Consider the following 14,580-nt stretch of genomic DNA (forward strand, 5'->3'; position numbering starts at 1 on the left):
GGGCCGCAAACGCCAGGGGTCAGTCGGCCCGCCTGAGCAGCAGGGTGTGGTCGACACCGGCGCGCGCCATCAGTTGGCGCCACGGTGCCCGCAGTTGAGGCAGAGCCTCGGCGGTCGGCACGATTCGGGGCTGATCGACGGCGAAGGTGCGTCCTTGGAATTTCACGCGACCGCCGTCGGCATGTTGCAGGTTTTTCACCCAATCCCGTTGTCGCCCATAGGGCAGGAGCACCGCCACCCCGTCGTCGGTGCTGAACACCGTCACCGGGGTTCGGTAGATGGTGCCACTGCGTCGCCCGGTGTGCTCGATGATCGACCAGATCGGCAGGTAGCCGGATACGGGCCGGAAGATCCGGTTGGTGACGCGTCGATTGAACCGAGCGCGGCGGTCTGAGAATCGCACCATCACTTCATCTTGCCGCGATCTTGCCGCGCCGGGTCGAATGAGCCGACACTGAAACCATGGCCTATCTCAAACCGCCGTGGTTCGTCCGGAAGGTGTTCAATCGGGTCGCGATGGCGACCGGCGTGGGGCACAGCGAGACGCTCACCGTGACCCGGCGGACCAACAAGCAGCCGCAGCAGATTCCCGTGGTCGTCCCTGTGGTCGACGGGGTCAGGTACCTGGTGTCGACCCGCGGCGAGTCGGACTGGGTGCGCAACGTCCGGGCCGATCCCAAGGTGCGGCTCGGATCCGCGGAGTACCTCGCGGCCGAGGTTCCGGTGCCGCAGCGGGCCCCTGTGATCGCCGCCTACCGCCCGCTGGCGGGGAAGGTCGTGGAGGGCTACTTCCGCGATCTGCCCGACGACGCCGATCACCCGGTGTTCGCGCTGACGCCGGCGGAGTGACCGCGTCCACTACACCCTGTAGTTGACCGATTTGCACCGGCTGGGACACTGGTGGTCATGCGTGTTGACGAACCGCACATCCAGCGATCGGCCCAGCTGTTCGCCGACGCCTGTGCAGTGATCCCCGGTGGGGTCAACTCCCCGGTCCGTGCCTTCAACTCGGTCGGCGGCACCCCGCGGTTCATCACCTCGGCCAAGGGCTACTGGCTGACCGATGCCGACGACAATCGGTACGTCGATCTGGTCTGTTCGTGGGGCCCGGCGCTGCTCGGCCACGCCCACCCGGCGGTCGTGGAGGCCGTGCAGAAGGTGGCGGTCAACGGGCTGAGCTTCGGCGCCCCGACCCCGTCGGAGACCGAACTGGCCGCTGAGATCATCGACCGGGTCGCCCCGGTCGAGCGGCTGCGCCTGGTCAACTCGGGCACCGAGGCCACCATGAGCGCGATCCGGCTGGCCCGCGGTTACACCGGCCGCGCAAAGATCATCAAGTTCTCCGGCTGCTATCACGGGCACAGCGACGCGCTGCTGGCCGACGCCGGTTCCGGCGTCGCCACGCTGGGTCTGCCGTCCTCGCCCGGGGTCACCGGCGCGGCTGCTGCCGACACCATCGTGCTGCCGTACAACAACGTTGTCGCTGTGGAAGAGATCTTCGCCCGGTTCGGCGACGAGATCGCTTGTGTCATCACCGAAGCCAGCCCCGGCAACATGGGCACGGTGCCGCCGCTGCCCGGGTTCAACGCGGCGCTGCGGCGGATCACCGCGGCCCACGGCGCGCTGCTGATCCTCGACGAGGTGATGACGGGCTTCCGGGTGAGCCGCGCCGGTTGGTACGGGCTCGATCCCGTCGACGCCGACCTGTTCACGTTCGGGAAGGTGATGAGCGGTGGCCTGCCCGCCGCGGCGTTCGGCGGCAGCGCCGAGGTGATGGGGCGGCTGGCCCCGCTGGGGCCCGTCTACCAGGCCGGAACCCTGTCCGGTAACCCGGTGGCGATGGCCGCGGGCCTGGCCACGTTGCGCCACGCCGACGATGCGGCTTACGCCCGGGTGGACGCCAATGCCGACCGGTTGGCCGGCCTGCTCACGGGTGCCCTCACCGACGCCGGTGTGGTCCATCGCGTGCAGCGCGCGGGCAACATGCTCAGTGTGTTCTTCACCGACGGGCCGGTCGACGACTTCGCCGCGGCCAAGGCAACCGAAACCTGGCGTTTCCCACGGTTCTTCCACGCCCTTTTGGAGGCTGGGGTGTACCCGCCCTGTAGTGCGTTCGAAACCTGGTTCGTGTCAAGCATTTTGGATGACGAAGCGTTCGAGCGCATCGCCGATGCGCTGCCCGGCGCGGCCCGCGCCGCCGCGGAGGCCCGCCAGTGACGAGGACGACCGTGCACGTGATGCGTCACGGCGAGGTGTTCAACCCGGAGAAGGTGCTCTACGGCCGGCTGCCCGGCTACCACCTGTCCGAGCGCGGGCAGGTACAGGCGCGGGCTGCCGCGGACTGGCTGGCCGACAAGGACATCGTCTACGTCGTGGCCTCCCCGCTGGAGCGGGCTCAGGAGACGGCCGCGCCGATCGCCGAGAAGCACGGCCTGGCCATCGACACCGACGACGAGCTCATCGAGTCGTGGAACATGTTCGAGGGGGAGCGGGTGGCCCCTGGCGACGGTGCGCTGCGCGACCCGAGGAACTGGCCGAAGTTGCGTAACCCGGCCAAACCCTCCTGGGGCGAGCCCTACGCCGAGATCGCGCCGCGGATGATGGCGGCCATGCACCGGGCCCGCGAGAAGGCGGCCGGGCACGAGGCGGTCTGCGTCAGCCATCAGCTCCCGGTCGAGACGCTGCGCCGGGCGATGACCGGTCGCAAGCTGGCGCATCTGCCGTTGCCGCACAGCCGGCTGTGCGATCTGTCCTCGATCACGTCGTTCACCTTCGATGACGCCTTGCTGATCCGATGGGGCTACACGGAGCCCTGGGGAATCTGAATGAGGTCGTCTCTCGCCCGGGTGAGTGCGGCGGTGCTGGCGGGGCTGGTGCTGCTCACCGGTTGCTCGACGGGTGACGACGCGGTGGCCCAGGGTGGCACGTTCGAGTTCGTCGCGCCGGGTGGCAAGACCGACATCTACTACGACCCGCCCGAAAAGCGGGGCACTCCAGGCAAATTGAGCGGGCCGGAGCTCACCGACCCGAGTAAGACCCTGTCGCTGGAGGATTTCGCCGGCAAGGTCGTGGTGATCAACGTGTGGGGCCAGTGGTGTGGGCCGTGCCGGGCCGAGATCGGCCAGTTGCAGCAGGTGTACGACGCCACCCGCGACAAGGGCGTGGCGTTTCTCGGCATCGATGTACGGGACAACAACCGTGATGCCGCAGTCGATTTCGTCACCGACCGCAAGGTCACCTTCCCGTCCATCTACGACCCGGCGATGCGCACCATGCTCGCCTTCGGCGGCAAGTACCCGACCACGGTGATCCCGTCGACGGTGGTGCTGGACCGTCAGCACCGGGTGGCGGCTGTGTTCCTGCGTGAACTGCTGGCCGACGATCTGCAACCGGTGGTCGAGCGGTTGGCTGCCGAGCCGGGGCAGCAGCCGTGACCGGATTCGCCGAGATCGCCGCGGCCGGGCCCGTGCTGCTGGCGCTGGGGATCAGCGTGCTGGCCGGGTTGGTGTCGTTCGCCTCGCCGTGCGTGGTGCCGCTGGTGCCCGGCTATCTGTCGTATCTGGCCGCGGTGGTCGGGGTCGACGAGTCCGACGCGGTGTCGGGTGCGATCGGCGTCAAGACCGCTCGGTTGCGGGTGGCCGGCGCGGCCGCGTTGTTCGTCGCGGGCTTCACCGTGGTGTTTCTGCTCGGCGCGGTGGCCGTCCTGGGCATGACCACCACGCTGATCGCCAATCAGGTTCTGCTGCAACGCATCGGCGGCGTCGTCACGATCTTGATGGGCCTGGTGTTCGTCGGCTTCGTGCCGGCGCTGCAACGTCAGGCCCGGTTCGCCCCGCGGCAGTGGTCCACGATGGCCGGGGCACCGCTGCTTGGCGCGGTGTTCGCGCTGGGCTGGACCCCGTGCCTGGGCCCGACGCTGACCGGTGTGATCGCGGTGGCCTCGGCCACCGACGGCGCCACCGTGGCGCGCGGGGTGGTGCTGGTGCTGGCGTACTGCCTGGGGCTGGGTATCCCGTTCGTGTTGCTGGCCCTGGGTTCGGCGCGGGCGGTGACGGGTCTGGGCTGGCTGCGCCGACATACCCGGACCATCCAGATCTTCGGTGGTGTCCTGCTGATCCTGGTGGGCACAGCGCTGGTGACCGGCCTGTGGAACGAGTTCGTGTCGTGGGTACGCGACGCCTTCGTCAGTGATGTGAGGCTGCCGATCTGATGGTTACTTCTGACTCGCGAGCAGACACTCCGGTACCCGAAACGCGGCGTCCAGGGGTGCTTTCGCGTCTGCTCGCGCTGGTTCGGAACACCTGGCGCACCCTGACGTCGATGGGCACGGCGCTGGTGCTGCTGTTCCTGCTGGCACTCGGCGCGATCCCGGGTGCGCTCTTACCGCAACGCAGCCTCAACGAATCCAAGGTCGACGAATACCTGGCGGCACATCCCACCCTGGGACCGTGGCTGGACCGGGTGCAGGCCTTCGACGTGTTCTCCAGCTTCTGGTTCACCTCGATCTACGTGTTGCTGTTCATCTCGCTGGTGGGTTGCCTGACACCGCGGATGATCGAGCATTTCCGGAGCCTGCGCGCGGTACCCGTGCCGGCGCCGCGCAACCTCGGCCGGCTGCCCAAACACCAGGCCGAGCAGGTGACGGGCGACGCCGACGAGATCGCCTCAACGGTGACGCGGCGACTGAAGGGCTGGCGCACGGTCACCCGCAAGCAAGAGGACGAGATCACTGAAATTTCAGCAGAGAAGGGCTATCTGCGCGAGTTCGGCAACATCGTCTTCCACTTCTCGCTGCTCGGTCTGCTGGCGGCGGTCGCCGCGGGCAAGCTGTTCGGCTACGAGGGCAACGTCATCGTCATCGCCGACAGCGGGCCCGGATTCTGCACCGCCTCGCCGGCCGCCTTCGACTCGTTCCGGGCCGGCAACACCGTCGACGGCACCTCGCTGAGCCCGGTCTGCCTGCGGGTCAACAGCTTCGATGCCGATTATCTGCCCACCGGGCAGGCGTTGTCGTTCGCCGCCGACATCGACTACCAGTCCGGCGATGATCTGGCCGCGAACACCTGGCGGCCCTACCGCCTTGAGGTCAACCATCCGCTGCGCATCGGCGGCGACCGGGTGTACCTGCAGGGCCACGGGTATGCGCCGTCGTTCACCGTGACGTTCCCCGACGGCCAGCAGCGCAGTCAGACCATCCAGTGGCGGCCCGAGGAACAGATGACGCTGCTGTCCTCGGGCGTCGTGCGCATCGATCCGCCGGCCGGTACCTACCCCGACGCCGACGAGCGTCGTAAACACCAGATCGCGATCCAGGGTCTGTTCGCGCCCACCAAACAACTCGAGGGCACGCTGCTCTCGTCGAGCTTCCCGGCCCTCAACGACCCGGCCGTCGCCATCGACATCTACCGCGGCGACACCGGCCTGGATACCGGCCGGCCGCAGTCGTTGTTCTCCCTCGATCCCCGGTTGATCGATCGCAAGCAGCTGACCAAGGCGGCGCGCGTCAACCTGGTGCAAGGCCAGGACACCCGGCTCGATGACGGCACCAAGGTCCGCTTCGACGGTGCGGTCCCGTTCGTCAATCTGCAGGTCTCGCACGACCCGGCCCAGGTCTGGGTGCTGGTGTTCGCGATGTCCATGATGGCCGGGTTGCTGGTGTCGTTGGTGGTGCGCCGGCGCCGGATCTGGGTTCGGATCCAAGCTGCTCCAGCAGGTACGGTGAACGTCGAGCTGGGCGGGCTGGCCCGTACCGACAACTCCGGCTGGGGCGATGAGTTCGAGAAGCTGACGGAGCGGTTGTTGGAGGGTTACGAGCAGCCGGCGGCAGGAGAGAAGGCGGAGCAGTGAATACCGAGCACATCGATATCGGGCTGGCCAGGTACTCCGACTGGGCGTTCACGTCGTCGGTCGTGGTCCTGGTCGGGGCGCTGATCCTGCTCGCCGTCGAACTTGCCTACAGCCGCGGTCGTCGGGTCGATGAGCGCTCGCGCGAAGAGCAGATGGCTGGAGCAACCGTCCTCATCGGCGCGACCGTCGGCGCCGACAGTGCCACCCCCGGCGTCGTCGCCGAGGAACCCCGCCGCCCGTTCGACGAGCGGGTCGGCAAGACCGGTCTGGCGCTGACCTACGTCGGCATCGGCATGCTGTTCATCTGCATCGTGCTCCGTGGCCTGGCCACCTCGCGGGTGCCGTGGGGCAACATGTACGAGTTCATCAACCTGACCAGCTTCTGCGGGCTGATCGCCGCCGCGGTCGTATTGCGCAAGCCGCAGTACCGCGTGCTGTGGGTGTTCGTCCTGGTTCCGGTGCTGATCCTGCTGACGGTGTCGGGCCGATGGCTGTACTCCAACGCCGCGCCCGTGATGCCGGCGCTGCAGTCCTACTGGCTGCCCATCCACGTGTCCGTGGTGAGCCTCGGCTCCGGGGTGTTCCTGGTCGCCGGTGTGGCCAGCATCCTGTTCCTGCTGAAGATGTCGCCGCTGGGCGAACCGGGCCGGGAAGGCACCGTCGCGCGGATCATCGAGCGGCTGCCCGACGCGCAGACCCTGGACCGCATTGCCTACCGCACCACGATCTTCGCGTTCCCGATCTTCGGTTTCGGGGTGATCTTCGGTGCGATCTGGGCTGAGGAGGCCTGGGGTCGGTACTGGGGCTGGGATCCCAAGGAGACGGTGTCGTTCATCGCCTGGGTGGTGTACGCCGCGTACCTGCATGCGCGCTCGACGGCGGGCTGGCGGGACCGCAAGTCGGCGTGGATCAACGTCGTTGGTTTCGTCGCGATGGTGTTCAACCTGTTCTTCATCAACCTGGTAACCGTGGGTCTGCATTCGTATGCGGGGGTTGGCTAGGCACCGTCCGGTTGGTGAGATGACCGTGCGGAAGCGTGTGGAAAAGAGGGGAATTCGTGTCCGAGCCAGTGTCTGAGTCAGTGTCGGAGCCGGTGTCCGAGCCGTCCGAACCGCGGGAGCCCGCACCGCAGGACATCAGCGAACCATCGACAGACGCGCCGGCAGACGAGCCTGCTTCGGTCCATCCGGACACCCCGCCCGCCGTCGACCCACCGTCGGCGGTCCCGGCCGTCGCACCGGCTCCGGTGTCCGAGCCCCCGCCGGTCCCGTCGGTGTTCGCCCCGATACCCGGATTCCGCGGTCAGCAGCGGTTCAGCAATCCCGCCGAGCCCGGCGTCTCCACACCGCTGCCCGCCGAGTGGACCGCCCCGACACCGCCACACGGTGTCCCGGTGATCACCGCACCGCCCGTGCCCGGAAGTTTCGACGGACCACCGGCCGGACTGTTCGCGGGCCCGCCGCCCCGGCAGCCCGCCGGGCCCGCGCCGCACCCGGCACCGGCATGGCCCGGCCCGGGAGCCGAAGCCCGGCGCGCCGCTGGGTCGAATGAGCGGCTCGCCGCTGCCGACTTCACCACCCCCTACCGCGACCTCTCCACCGACGCACTGCTGGGCCAGCGCAAGAACCCGCCCACCTCGGGCTGGCGCAAGGCCCTCTACGTCGCGTCGTTCAAACAGGTCAACGTCGGGGAGAGCCCCAAGGCCACCCACCACAACAACCTGATTGGCGAGGTCAGCCAGCCATTACAGGGCTGCTACCGCATTGCACTGATGTCCCTCAAGGGTGGCGTGGGCAAGACCACGATCACCGCGACGCTGGGTGCCACGTTCGCGTCGATCCGCGGTGACCGGGTGGTGGCGGTCGACGCCAACCCCGACCGGGGCACGCTGAGCCAGAAGGTGCCGCTGGAGACGGCTGCCACGGTGCGGCACCTGCTGCGCGACGCCGAAGGCATCGAGCGCTACAGCGACGTGCGGGCGTACACCTCGCAGGGGCCGAGCCGGCTGGAGGTGCTCGCTTCCGAAAGCGATCCGGCGGTGTCGGAGGCGTTCAGCTCGGACGACTATCTGCGCGCGCTGGAGGTGCTGGAGCGGTTCTACAGCCTGGTGCTCACCGACTGCGGGACGGGTTTGATGCACTCGGCGATGTCGGCGGTGCTGTCCAAGGCCGACGTGCTGGTCGTGATCAGCTCGGGTTCGGTGGACGGGGCGCGTAGCGCGTCGGCGACGTTGGACTGGCTCGACGCCCACGGGCATCAGGACCTGGTGCGCAACTCCATCGCGGTGATCAACGCCGTACGTCCGCGCTCCGGCAAGGTCGACCTGTCCAAGGTGGTGGACCACTTCTCCCGGCGTTGCCGCGCGGTGCGCCTGGTGCCGTTCGATCCGCATCTGGAGGAGGGCGCCGAGATCAGCCTGGAACGGCTCAAGCCCGGCACCCGCGAGGCGCTCATCGAGCTGGCTGCCGTGGTGGCCTCGGACTTCGCCGGGGCACGTCGCTCAGCGAACGGCGCGCCCGACCCGCGCTAGTTGCGGGGATTGTCGCCGTGCCCGAGGCGACGCAGGAATTCCGGATCGTCGTCGGGGCCGATCACTCGGGTTTTGGGTCGACTGCCAGAGACCCGCGCCAGCCGCCAGCCGAGATACACCAGGCTTGCCGCGGCAATGAGCAGGAGTAGATATGCCACTCGAAACCTCCTTGATCCGAATATACGCGTCGTCGGTAGGCTCGGAGCGTGTCAGGAAGTGGTTCGACCTCCCGGATGGTCACCGATGTCGTGGTCTACCTCGTTGCCCGGCTGGTGCTGGTCGCTGTGCTGGCTGCGGCGATCTATGGGGTGGGGCAGCTGGTCGTAGCGAATTTCCCGGTCGTGGTGGCGCTGCTGTTCGCCATCGTGATCGCGCTGCCGTTGGGGATCTGGCTGTTCCGGCCGTTGCGTGAACGGGCGACGGCCTCCATCGCCCAGGTCGACGAGCGCCGCCGCAAGGACCGTGAGCAGTTGCAGGCCCGGCTGCGTGGCGACGAGCCGCCGAAATCCGCATAGGGCAGACCTTTTCCCGGAACGGCATTGTCGCGTTACCGGATGAAGGCCGACCCCTTTTCCTGGTCCAGGTAGGTCTCGGACTTGTTCTTGAGGAAGAACACGTACACCGCCAGTGAGATGGCGATACACACCGTCACGTAGGCGATGAACCACGGCACGTGGCCACCCTCCTTGAGGGCCTGGTAGATCACCGGTGCGGTCCCGCCGAACATCGAATTCGCCAGTGCGTAGCCGATTCCCACGCCGAGGGCGCGCACGTGGGCGGGGAACAGCTCGGATTTCACGAGCGCGTTGATCGAGGTATAGCCGGTCAGGATCACATATCCGACGGCCACCAGTAGGAACGACAACAACGGTGAATGTGTCTGGGGCAGATACGTGAACAGAATGTAGGTGTAGATCACCCCGCCGACGCCGAAGAACACCAGCAGCGGTTTGCGGCCGACCTTGTCGCTGATCATTCCGCCGACGGGCTGGATCGCCATCAGGAAGATCAGCCCGATCAGGTTCACCCAGGTGGCCGTCATCGCCTGGTCCTTGTAGGTGGTCTTCACGATGGCAGGGGCGTTGACGCTGTAGGCGTAGAACGCCAGCGTGCCGCCCATGGTGATCAGGAAGCACAGCAGCAGTGGCTTCGCGTAGCGGGTGAGCAGTTCGGAGAGCGATCCTGCGCTCTTGTCCTTGCCTTCCCTGATCGCCTGAAGTTGTTCGGCGGACAGTGATTCGTCCATGGTTCGCCGCAGCCAGAACACCACGATCGCGGCCACGCCACCGATGGCAAAGCCGATGCGCCAACCGAATTCGTGGACCTGCTCGGTACTGAAGGACGTCAGGATGATCAACAGGGTGAACTGGGCCAGCACGTGACCGCCCACCAGCGTCACGTACTGGAACGACGAGAAGAAGCCGCGCCGTTCGCGGGTGGCGGCCTCGGACATGTAGGTCGCCGAGGTGCCGTATTCACCGCCGGTCGCGAAGCCCTGCACCAGCCGGCACAGGATGAGGATGACAGGCGCTGCCACACCGATGGTTTCGCGCGACGGCACGAGCGCGATCACCAGTGAGCACAGCGCCATCAACGAGACGCTGACGGTCAGGGCGGCGCGGCGGCCGCGCCGGTCGGCGAAGCGGCCGAAGAACCAGGAGCCGATCGGACGGGTGAGGAAGGTGACGGCGAAGATCGCGTAGACGTACACCGTGGCGTTCTTGTCGGACTTGTCGAAGAACTGCGCTTCGAAGTAGGTCGCGAACACCGTGTAGACGTAGACGTCGTACCACTCGACGAGGTTGCCCGACGATCCCCGGATGGTGTTCCAGATGGCGCGCCGGGTTTCGGCGCGACCCGAGGGTGCGGGCTGATGCGCCTCGGTCGAAGTCGTCATGCGCATCCCCCAGGTCATTGGCGTGGCAGGCCGACGGCCACGTTAGTGCAATACCGCTCGTGCTGTGGGGGATGCGAGCTGCCCGTTGCGCCGCGCCGTGTCAACTTTTCTTGACGACTATCGGATGTCAAGTTAACTTGACATGGTGAGTGATGTCGATGAGCTGATCGCCGATGGCGCCGGCAGCGCAGACCCCGCCGTCGGCCTACGCGCGGTGCGGGCCCTGCAGCGTCTGCAGGAGCGATTGGAGGCCATCCACGTCGCCAACGCTCGAGACCAGGGCTGGAGCTGGCAGGCCATCGCTGATGCCCTTGAGGTCAGCCGTCAGGCCGTGCACCAAAAGCACAATCGGAGGGGATGACGTGTTCGAACGGTTCAGTCGCCATGCGCGCGTTGCAGTAGTACTGGCCCAGGAGGAGGCCCGAGAACTGTCGGCCAACGACATCCGGCCGGAGCACATCCTGGTAGGGGTGCTGCAGAGCTCCGGACGTGAATTGTCGGCACTGCTGGCCGGATTCGGCCTGACGTCGGATGTGGTTCGTGCCAAGTTGGTGGCCGCCGACGCGCCTGGCGACGAATCGTTCGATGGCGACGCCGAGGCGTTGCGGTCGGTCGGAATCGACCTCCGGGCCGTGCGCGACAACGTCGACCGCACGTTCGGCGACGGCGCGTTCGACAACGCGCTGCGCAGCAGCGGACGTCGGCGCAGGCGCCGGGGCCACCTTCCCTTCACCAAGCCCGCGAAGAAGGTGCTGGAGCTGGCATTGCGGGAGTCGTTGGCGCACAAGGACGGCTACATCGGATCCGAGCACATCCTGCTGGGAATCCTTCGGGGCGGCGACGATCACACGGTTGCCCTGATCGCAGAGCATGTCGATACCCGAGAGCTGCGCGACGACATCGTCGGACTGCTGGACAACGCGGCCTAAGCGCGGCTCGCCGGTTTCTACCTCTGGGTCGTGGGCGTCGACGAATCGCAGCCCGCAGGTAGAAATCGGCGATGCGGGAGCGCCCACTAACCCAAGAACAGCGCTAGCGAGACCGCGATCGCCCACACCAGCATGGTCAGTCCGGTGTCGCGCAGCACCGGGATCAGCTGGGCGCCCGTGCTGCCGTTACGCACCGGCCGTAGCCCCCGCACCGCGGGCACCGCAGCGAGCAGGCCCACTGCACACCACGGCGTGGCGAGCATCAGCACCAGGGGAAGCGCCAGGGCCACCGCGACCAGCAGTTGATAGAGCAGCCGGGTACGCCCATCGCCGAGGCGCACCGCGAGGGTGATCTTGCCCGACTCGGTGTCGGTGGGGATGTCGCGCAGGTTGTTGGCCACCAGCACCGCCGACGACAGCGAGCCCATTGCCACCGCCGCGACCAGTCCGACCCAGTCGACGCGCAGGGCCTGGGTGTACTGCGTGCCCAGCACCGCCACCAGCCCGAAGAAGATGAACACCGCCACCTCGCCCAGGCCGAGGTACCCGTAGGGCTTCTTGCCGCCGGTGTAGAGCCAGGCGCCGGCGATGCAGACCGCGCCGACCGCGATCAGCCACGGCGCGCTGAACGCCGCCAGCACCAGCCCGGCCACCGCACCGACGGCCAGGCTCACCACGGCCGCGGTCAGGACGGCCCGCGGTGAGGCCAGCTTGGAACCCACCAGCCGCAACGGGCCGGACCGCACATCGTCGGTGCCGCGGATGCCGTCGGAGTAGTCGTTGGCGTAGTTGACGCCGATGATCAGCGCGAGCGATACGGCCAGTGCCAGCAACGCTTTCCACCACACCGCCGACCCCGTCCAGGCGGCGGCGCCGGTACCGGCGAGCACCGGGGCGACGGCGTTGGGCAGGGTGCGGGGACGAGCGCCCTCGATCCATTGCGCGAAACTGGCCACGGTGGTCATCGTATGAGCTGGCCGGGTGCGTCGCCGCTCCGACTCTTACACTGAGCGTCATGAAGGAGCAGCTCAGCAAGACCGAGATCGGCAAGGACGTGCTGCAGGAATCCGTGGAGGCCGTGGCCTCGACGGTCGGGCAGGTCACCTCGATCATCACCACGGCCGTCAAGGACGTCGCGACGGTCATCGGCGGCCTGGCCACCGATGTCTTCGAGATCGCCGACGGCGCCCGCAAGGCCAACGAGGATTTCGACGACGACTTCGACGATGACAAGGACTTCGTGGCCCCCGAGGCCACTAAGACCGAGGACGTCGTGGCGGACGTCGTGACCCCCGACAACAAGGGCGAATAACGCTGCATGCTCGGCGTCATCGGCGGTAGTGGGTTCTATTCGTTCTTCGGGCCGGAGGCCCGCACCGTCACTGTGGACACCCCGTACGGTGCGCCCAGCGCGCCGATCACGGTGGGCGCCGTGGGCGGGCACGAGGTCGCGTTCCTGCCCCGGCACGGGGTCAACCACGAGTACTCGCCGCACACGGTCCCGTACCGGGCCAACATGTGGGCGCTGCGCACCTTGGGGGTGCGACGGATCTTCGCTCCCTGCGCGGTGGGCAGTCTGACGACGGAGCTGGGCCCGGGTTCGATCGTGGTGCCCGATCAGTTGGTGGACCGCACCCGTGGCCGGGCCGACACCTACTTCGATTCCGGCGGCATCCACGTCGGCTTCGCCGATCCGTACTGCCCGGCCTTGCGGTCCGTCGCGGCCGGGCTGCCCGGGGTGGTCGACGGGGGCACCATGGTGGTGATCCAGGGTCCGCGGTTCTCCACCAGGGCGGAGAGCCGGTGGTTCGCCGATCAGGGTTTCACGCTGGTCAACATGACCGGCTATCCCGAGGCAGTGCTGGCCCGTGAACTCGAGATGTGTTATGCGGCAATCGCTTTGGTTACAGACCTGGATGCCGGGATCGAGGCGGGTTCCGGGGTGACGACGGTGGACGTCTTCGCCGAATTCGAGCGCAACCTGGTGCCGTTCAAGAAGCTTGTGCACGAGGCGCTGGAAGCCGCCGGCACCGAGCGCGCCTGCACGCACTGTCTGGCCCACGACGGGGTGAAGCTGCCGTTCGAACTGCCGTGACGCCCCGTCATCGGACCCCCTCTTGACACCCGTCAAGTCGGGGTGCCAATACTGACGGGGTGAAACCCGCGATCTGTGAGCAGTTCGGTATCGACTTTCCGCTCTTCGCCTTCAGCCACTGCCGTGACGTGGTGGCCGCGGTGACCAACGCCGGGGGCTTCGGCGTGCTGGGCGCCACGGCCTACACCCCCGAGCAGCTGGACCAGGAGCTGTCCTGGGTCGACGAGCAGGTCGGCGGAAAGCCGTACGGCGCCGACATCATCGTGCCTGCGAAGTTCGAGGGCAAGGGCGAGAAACTGTCGCGGGGACAGCTGACCGACCGCATCCCCGCCGAGTACCGCGAGTTCGTGGCGCAACTGCTGGCCGATCACGGTATCGAGCCCGAGGCCAAGCAGCGCTTCGGCGGGTCCTCGCTGTCCGGCGACACCGGCCACGAATTGTTGGACGTGGCGATGAGTCACCCGATCAAGCTGATCGCCAACGCGCTCGGGGTGCCGCCGGACTACATGATCGAGGCAGGCCGGGAGCGCGGGGTTCCGGTCGCGGCCCTGGTGGGTGCCCGCGAGCACGCCCTCAAGCAGGTGCAGGCCGGGGTCGACCTGATCGTCGCGCAGGGCACCGAGGCCGGCGGGCACTGCGGTGAGGTCAGCACGCTGGTGCTCGTTCCCGAAGTCCTTGAGACGCTGGAACAGGCGGGTAGTGACATCCCGGTGCTGGCCGCCGGCGGCATCGTCACCGGGCGGCAGATGGCCGCCGCGGTGGCGATGGGTGCGGCCGGGGCCTGGACCGGTTCGGTGTGGTTGACCACCGAGGAAGCCGAGACCGCACCGCACACCGTGCAGAAGATGCTTGAGGCGACGTCGCGGGACACGGTCCGTTCGACGGGACGGACCGGTAAGCCGGCCCGCCAGCTCAAGTCGGAGTGGACCGACGCCTGGCAGCCGAATGCCGGTGGTCACCAGACCCTTCCGCTGCCACTGCAGAACATGTTGGCCGAGCCCGTCATCCGACGAGTGGATGTGCTTGCCGCCCAGGGGCACCCGGGCGCACAGGCACTGGCCACCTACTTCGTCGGGCAGGGCGTGGGCTTGATGAACAAGGTCAAGCCGGCCCGCGAGGTGGTCCGCGAGTTCATCGAGGACTACCTGGCTGCCACCGAGCGGTTGAGCAACTCACTCCCGGACTGAGCCCGGCCGGGTTGACGCGCCTACGTCAGTGCCAGTCCCAGACCGACATGTCGTTGGGCGGGTAGTTCTGGCAGACGTCGGTGGTGTTGGCGGCG

Annotated in this window: 19 protein-coding genes; 14 read left to right on the top strand and 5 right to left on the bottom strand. The window is 67.6% G+C overall.

Annotated features, from left to right (window positions below; all coding sequences use genetic code 11):
• Positions 1–19: 19 nt before the first annotated feature.
• Positions 20–406 (bottom strand): nitroreductase family deazaflavin-dependent oxidoreductase, encoded by a 387-nt coding sequence (locus tag AC4LGL_RS20720; protein ID WP_491840412.1) that lies wholly within the window; start codon positions 404–406, stop codon positions 20–22.
• A gap of 56 nt (positions 407–462) precedes the next feature.
• On the opposite strand from AC4LGL_RS20720, the gene AC4LGL_RS20725 reads away from it, so the two are divergent.
• From AC4LGL_RS20725 to AC4LGL_RS20760, 8 genes are all read left to right on the top strand, one after another.
• Positions 463–849 (top strand): nitroreductase/quinone reductase family protein, encoded by a 387-nt coding sequence (locus AC4LGL_RS20725; protein ID WP_491840413.1) that lies wholly within the window; start codon positions 463–465, stop codon positions 847–849.
• Between the two features lie 57 nt (positions 850–906).
• A complete protein-coding gene (gene hemL, locus AC4LGL_RS20730) occupies positions 907–2,217 on the top strand; it encodes a glutamate-1-semialdehyde 2,1-aminomutase (protein WP_491840414.1) in 1,311 nt (436 codons plus the stop codon).
• A gap of 20 nt (positions 2,218–2,237) precedes the next feature.
• Positions 2,238–2,825: a histidine phosphatase family protein gene (locus AC4LGL_RS20735; protein WP_491840428.1), complete on the top strand. Its 588-nt coding sequence runs from the start codon at positions 2,238–2,240 to the stop codon at positions 2,823–2,825.
• The gene (locus AC4LGL_RS20740) at positions 2,826–3,434 is read left to right on the top strand and encodes a TlpA disulfide reductase family protein (RefSeq protein ID WP_491840415.1); all 609 of its coding nucleotides are present in this window, start codon (positions 2,826–2,828) and stop codon (positions 3,432–3,434) included.
• Entirely contained in the window at positions 3,431–4,210 is a 780-nt protein-coding gene (locus AC4LGL_RS20745) for a cytochrome c biogenesis CcdA family protein (RefSeq protein ID WP_491840416.1), read from the top strand. The genes AC4LGL_RS20740 and AC4LGL_RS20745 overlap by 4 nt, the downstream gene beginning before the upstream one ends.
• Entirely contained in the window at positions 4,210–5,847 is a 1,638-nt protein-coding gene (gene resB, locus AC4LGL_RS20750; protein ID WP_491840417.1) for a cytochrome c biogenesis protein ResB, read from the top strand. Before AC4LGL_RS20745 ends, resB begins: the two co-directional genes overlap by 1 nt.
• Positions 5,844–6,848, top strand: a complete 1,005-nt coding sequence (gene ccsB, locus AC4LGL_RS20755) for a c-type cytochrome biogenesis protein CcsB (protein WP_491840418.1) — start codon at positions 5,844–5,846, stop codon at positions 6,846–6,848. Before resB ends, ccsB begins: the two co-directional genes overlap by 4 nt.
• Before the next feature lie 245 nt (positions 6,849–7,093).
• Positions 7,094–8,377, top strand: coding sequence for a MinD/ParA family ATP-binding protein (locus AC4LGL_RS20760; RefSeq protein ID WP_491840429.1), 1,284 nt, complete (start codon positions 7,094–7,096; stop codon positions 8,375–8,377).
• Here the strand turns inward: AC4LGL_RS20760 and AC4LGL_RS20765 are convergent.
• Positions 8,374–8,535 carry a hypothetical protein gene (locus tag AC4LGL_RS20765; protein WP_003882924.1) on the bottom strand — a complete coding sequence of 54 codons (162 nt, stop codon included), beginning with the start codon at positions 8,533–8,535 and terminating at the stop codon, positions 8,374–8,376. The two genes, AC4LGL_RS20760 and AC4LGL_RS20765, sit on opposite strands and share 4 nt — an antisense overlap.
• A 75-nt stretch (positions 8,536–8,610) precedes the next feature.
• Here AC4LGL_RS20765 and AC4LGL_RS20770 point away from each other — a divergent pair, with 75 nt between their 5' ends.
• The gene (locus AC4LGL_RS20770; RefSeq protein ID WP_491840430.1) at positions 8,611–8,892 is read left to right on the top strand and encodes a DUF4229 domain-containing protein; all 282 of its coding nucleotides are present in this window, start codon (positions 8,611–8,613) and stop codon (positions 8,890–8,892) included.
• Between the two features lie 32 nt (positions 8,893–8,924).
• Here AC4LGL_RS20770 and AC4LGL_RS20775 read toward each other — a convergent pair whose 3' ends face one another.
• Entirely contained in the window at positions 8,925–10,274 is a 1,350-nt protein-coding gene (locus tag AC4LGL_RS20775) for an MFS transporter (protein ID WP_491840419.1), read from the bottom strand.
• Positions 10,275–10,416: 142 nt separating this feature from the next.
• Here AC4LGL_RS20775 and AC4LGL_RS20780 point away from each other — a divergent pair, with 142 nt between their 5' ends.
• Positions 10,417–10,635, top strand: coding sequence for a helix-turn-helix domain-containing protein (locus tag AC4LGL_RS20780; RefSeq protein ID WP_491840420.1), 219 nt, complete (start codon positions 10,417–10,419; stop codon positions 10,633–10,635).
• 1 nt (position 10,636) lies between these two features.
• Positions 10,637–11,203: a Clp protease N-terminal domain-containing protein gene (locus tag AC4LGL_RS20785; protein WP_491840421.1), complete on the top strand. Its 567-nt coding sequence runs from the start codon at positions 10,637–10,639 to the stop codon at positions 11,201–11,203.
• A gap of 86 nt (positions 11,204–11,289) precedes the next feature.
• Here the strand turns inward: AC4LGL_RS20785 and AC4LGL_RS20790 are convergent, their stop codons facing one another.
• Positions 11,290–12,159: a 1,4-dihydroxy-2-naphthoate polyprenyltransferase gene (locus AC4LGL_RS20790; protein WP_491840422.1), complete on the bottom strand. Its 870-nt coding sequence runs from the start codon at positions 12,157–12,159 to the stop codon at positions 11,290–11,292.
• A gap of 59 nt (positions 12,160–12,218) precedes the next feature.
• Between AC4LGL_RS20790 and AC4LGL_RS20795 the strand changes: the two genes are divergently transcribed.
• The 3 genes from AC4LGL_RS20795 to AC4LGL_RS20805 are packed head-to-tail and all read left to right on the top strand — an operon-like array spanning position 12,219 to position 14,485.
• On the top strand, positions 12,219–12,515 hold the full coding sequence (locus AC4LGL_RS20795) for a hypothetical protein (protein ID WP_491840423.1): 297 nt from the start codon (positions 12,219–12,221) through the stop codon (positions 12,513–12,515).
• 6 nt (positions 12,516–12,521) lie between these two features.
• Positions 12,522–13,298, top strand: a complete 777-nt coding sequence (locus AC4LGL_RS20800; RefSeq protein ID WP_491840424.1) for an S-methyl-5'-thioadenosine phosphorylase — start codon at positions 12,522–12,524, stop codon at positions 13,296–13,298.
• Positions 13,299–13,357: 59 nt separating this feature from the next.
• On the top strand, positions 13,358–14,485 hold the full coding sequence (locus AC4LGL_RS20805) for an NAD(P)H-dependent flavin oxidoreductase (RefSeq protein WP_491840425.1): 1,128 nt from the start codon (positions 13,358–13,360) through the stop codon (positions 14,483–14,485).
• A gap of 25 nt (positions 14,486–14,510) precedes the next feature.
• Here the strand turns inward: AC4LGL_RS20805 and AC4LGL_RS20810 are convergent.
• On the bottom strand, positions 14,511–14,580 hold a 70-nt coding region (locus AC4LGL_RS20810; RefSeq protein ID WP_491840431.1), incomplete at its 5' end, for a DUF5078 domain-containing protein.

The organism is Mycolicibacterium arcueilense, assembly GCF_058536225.1.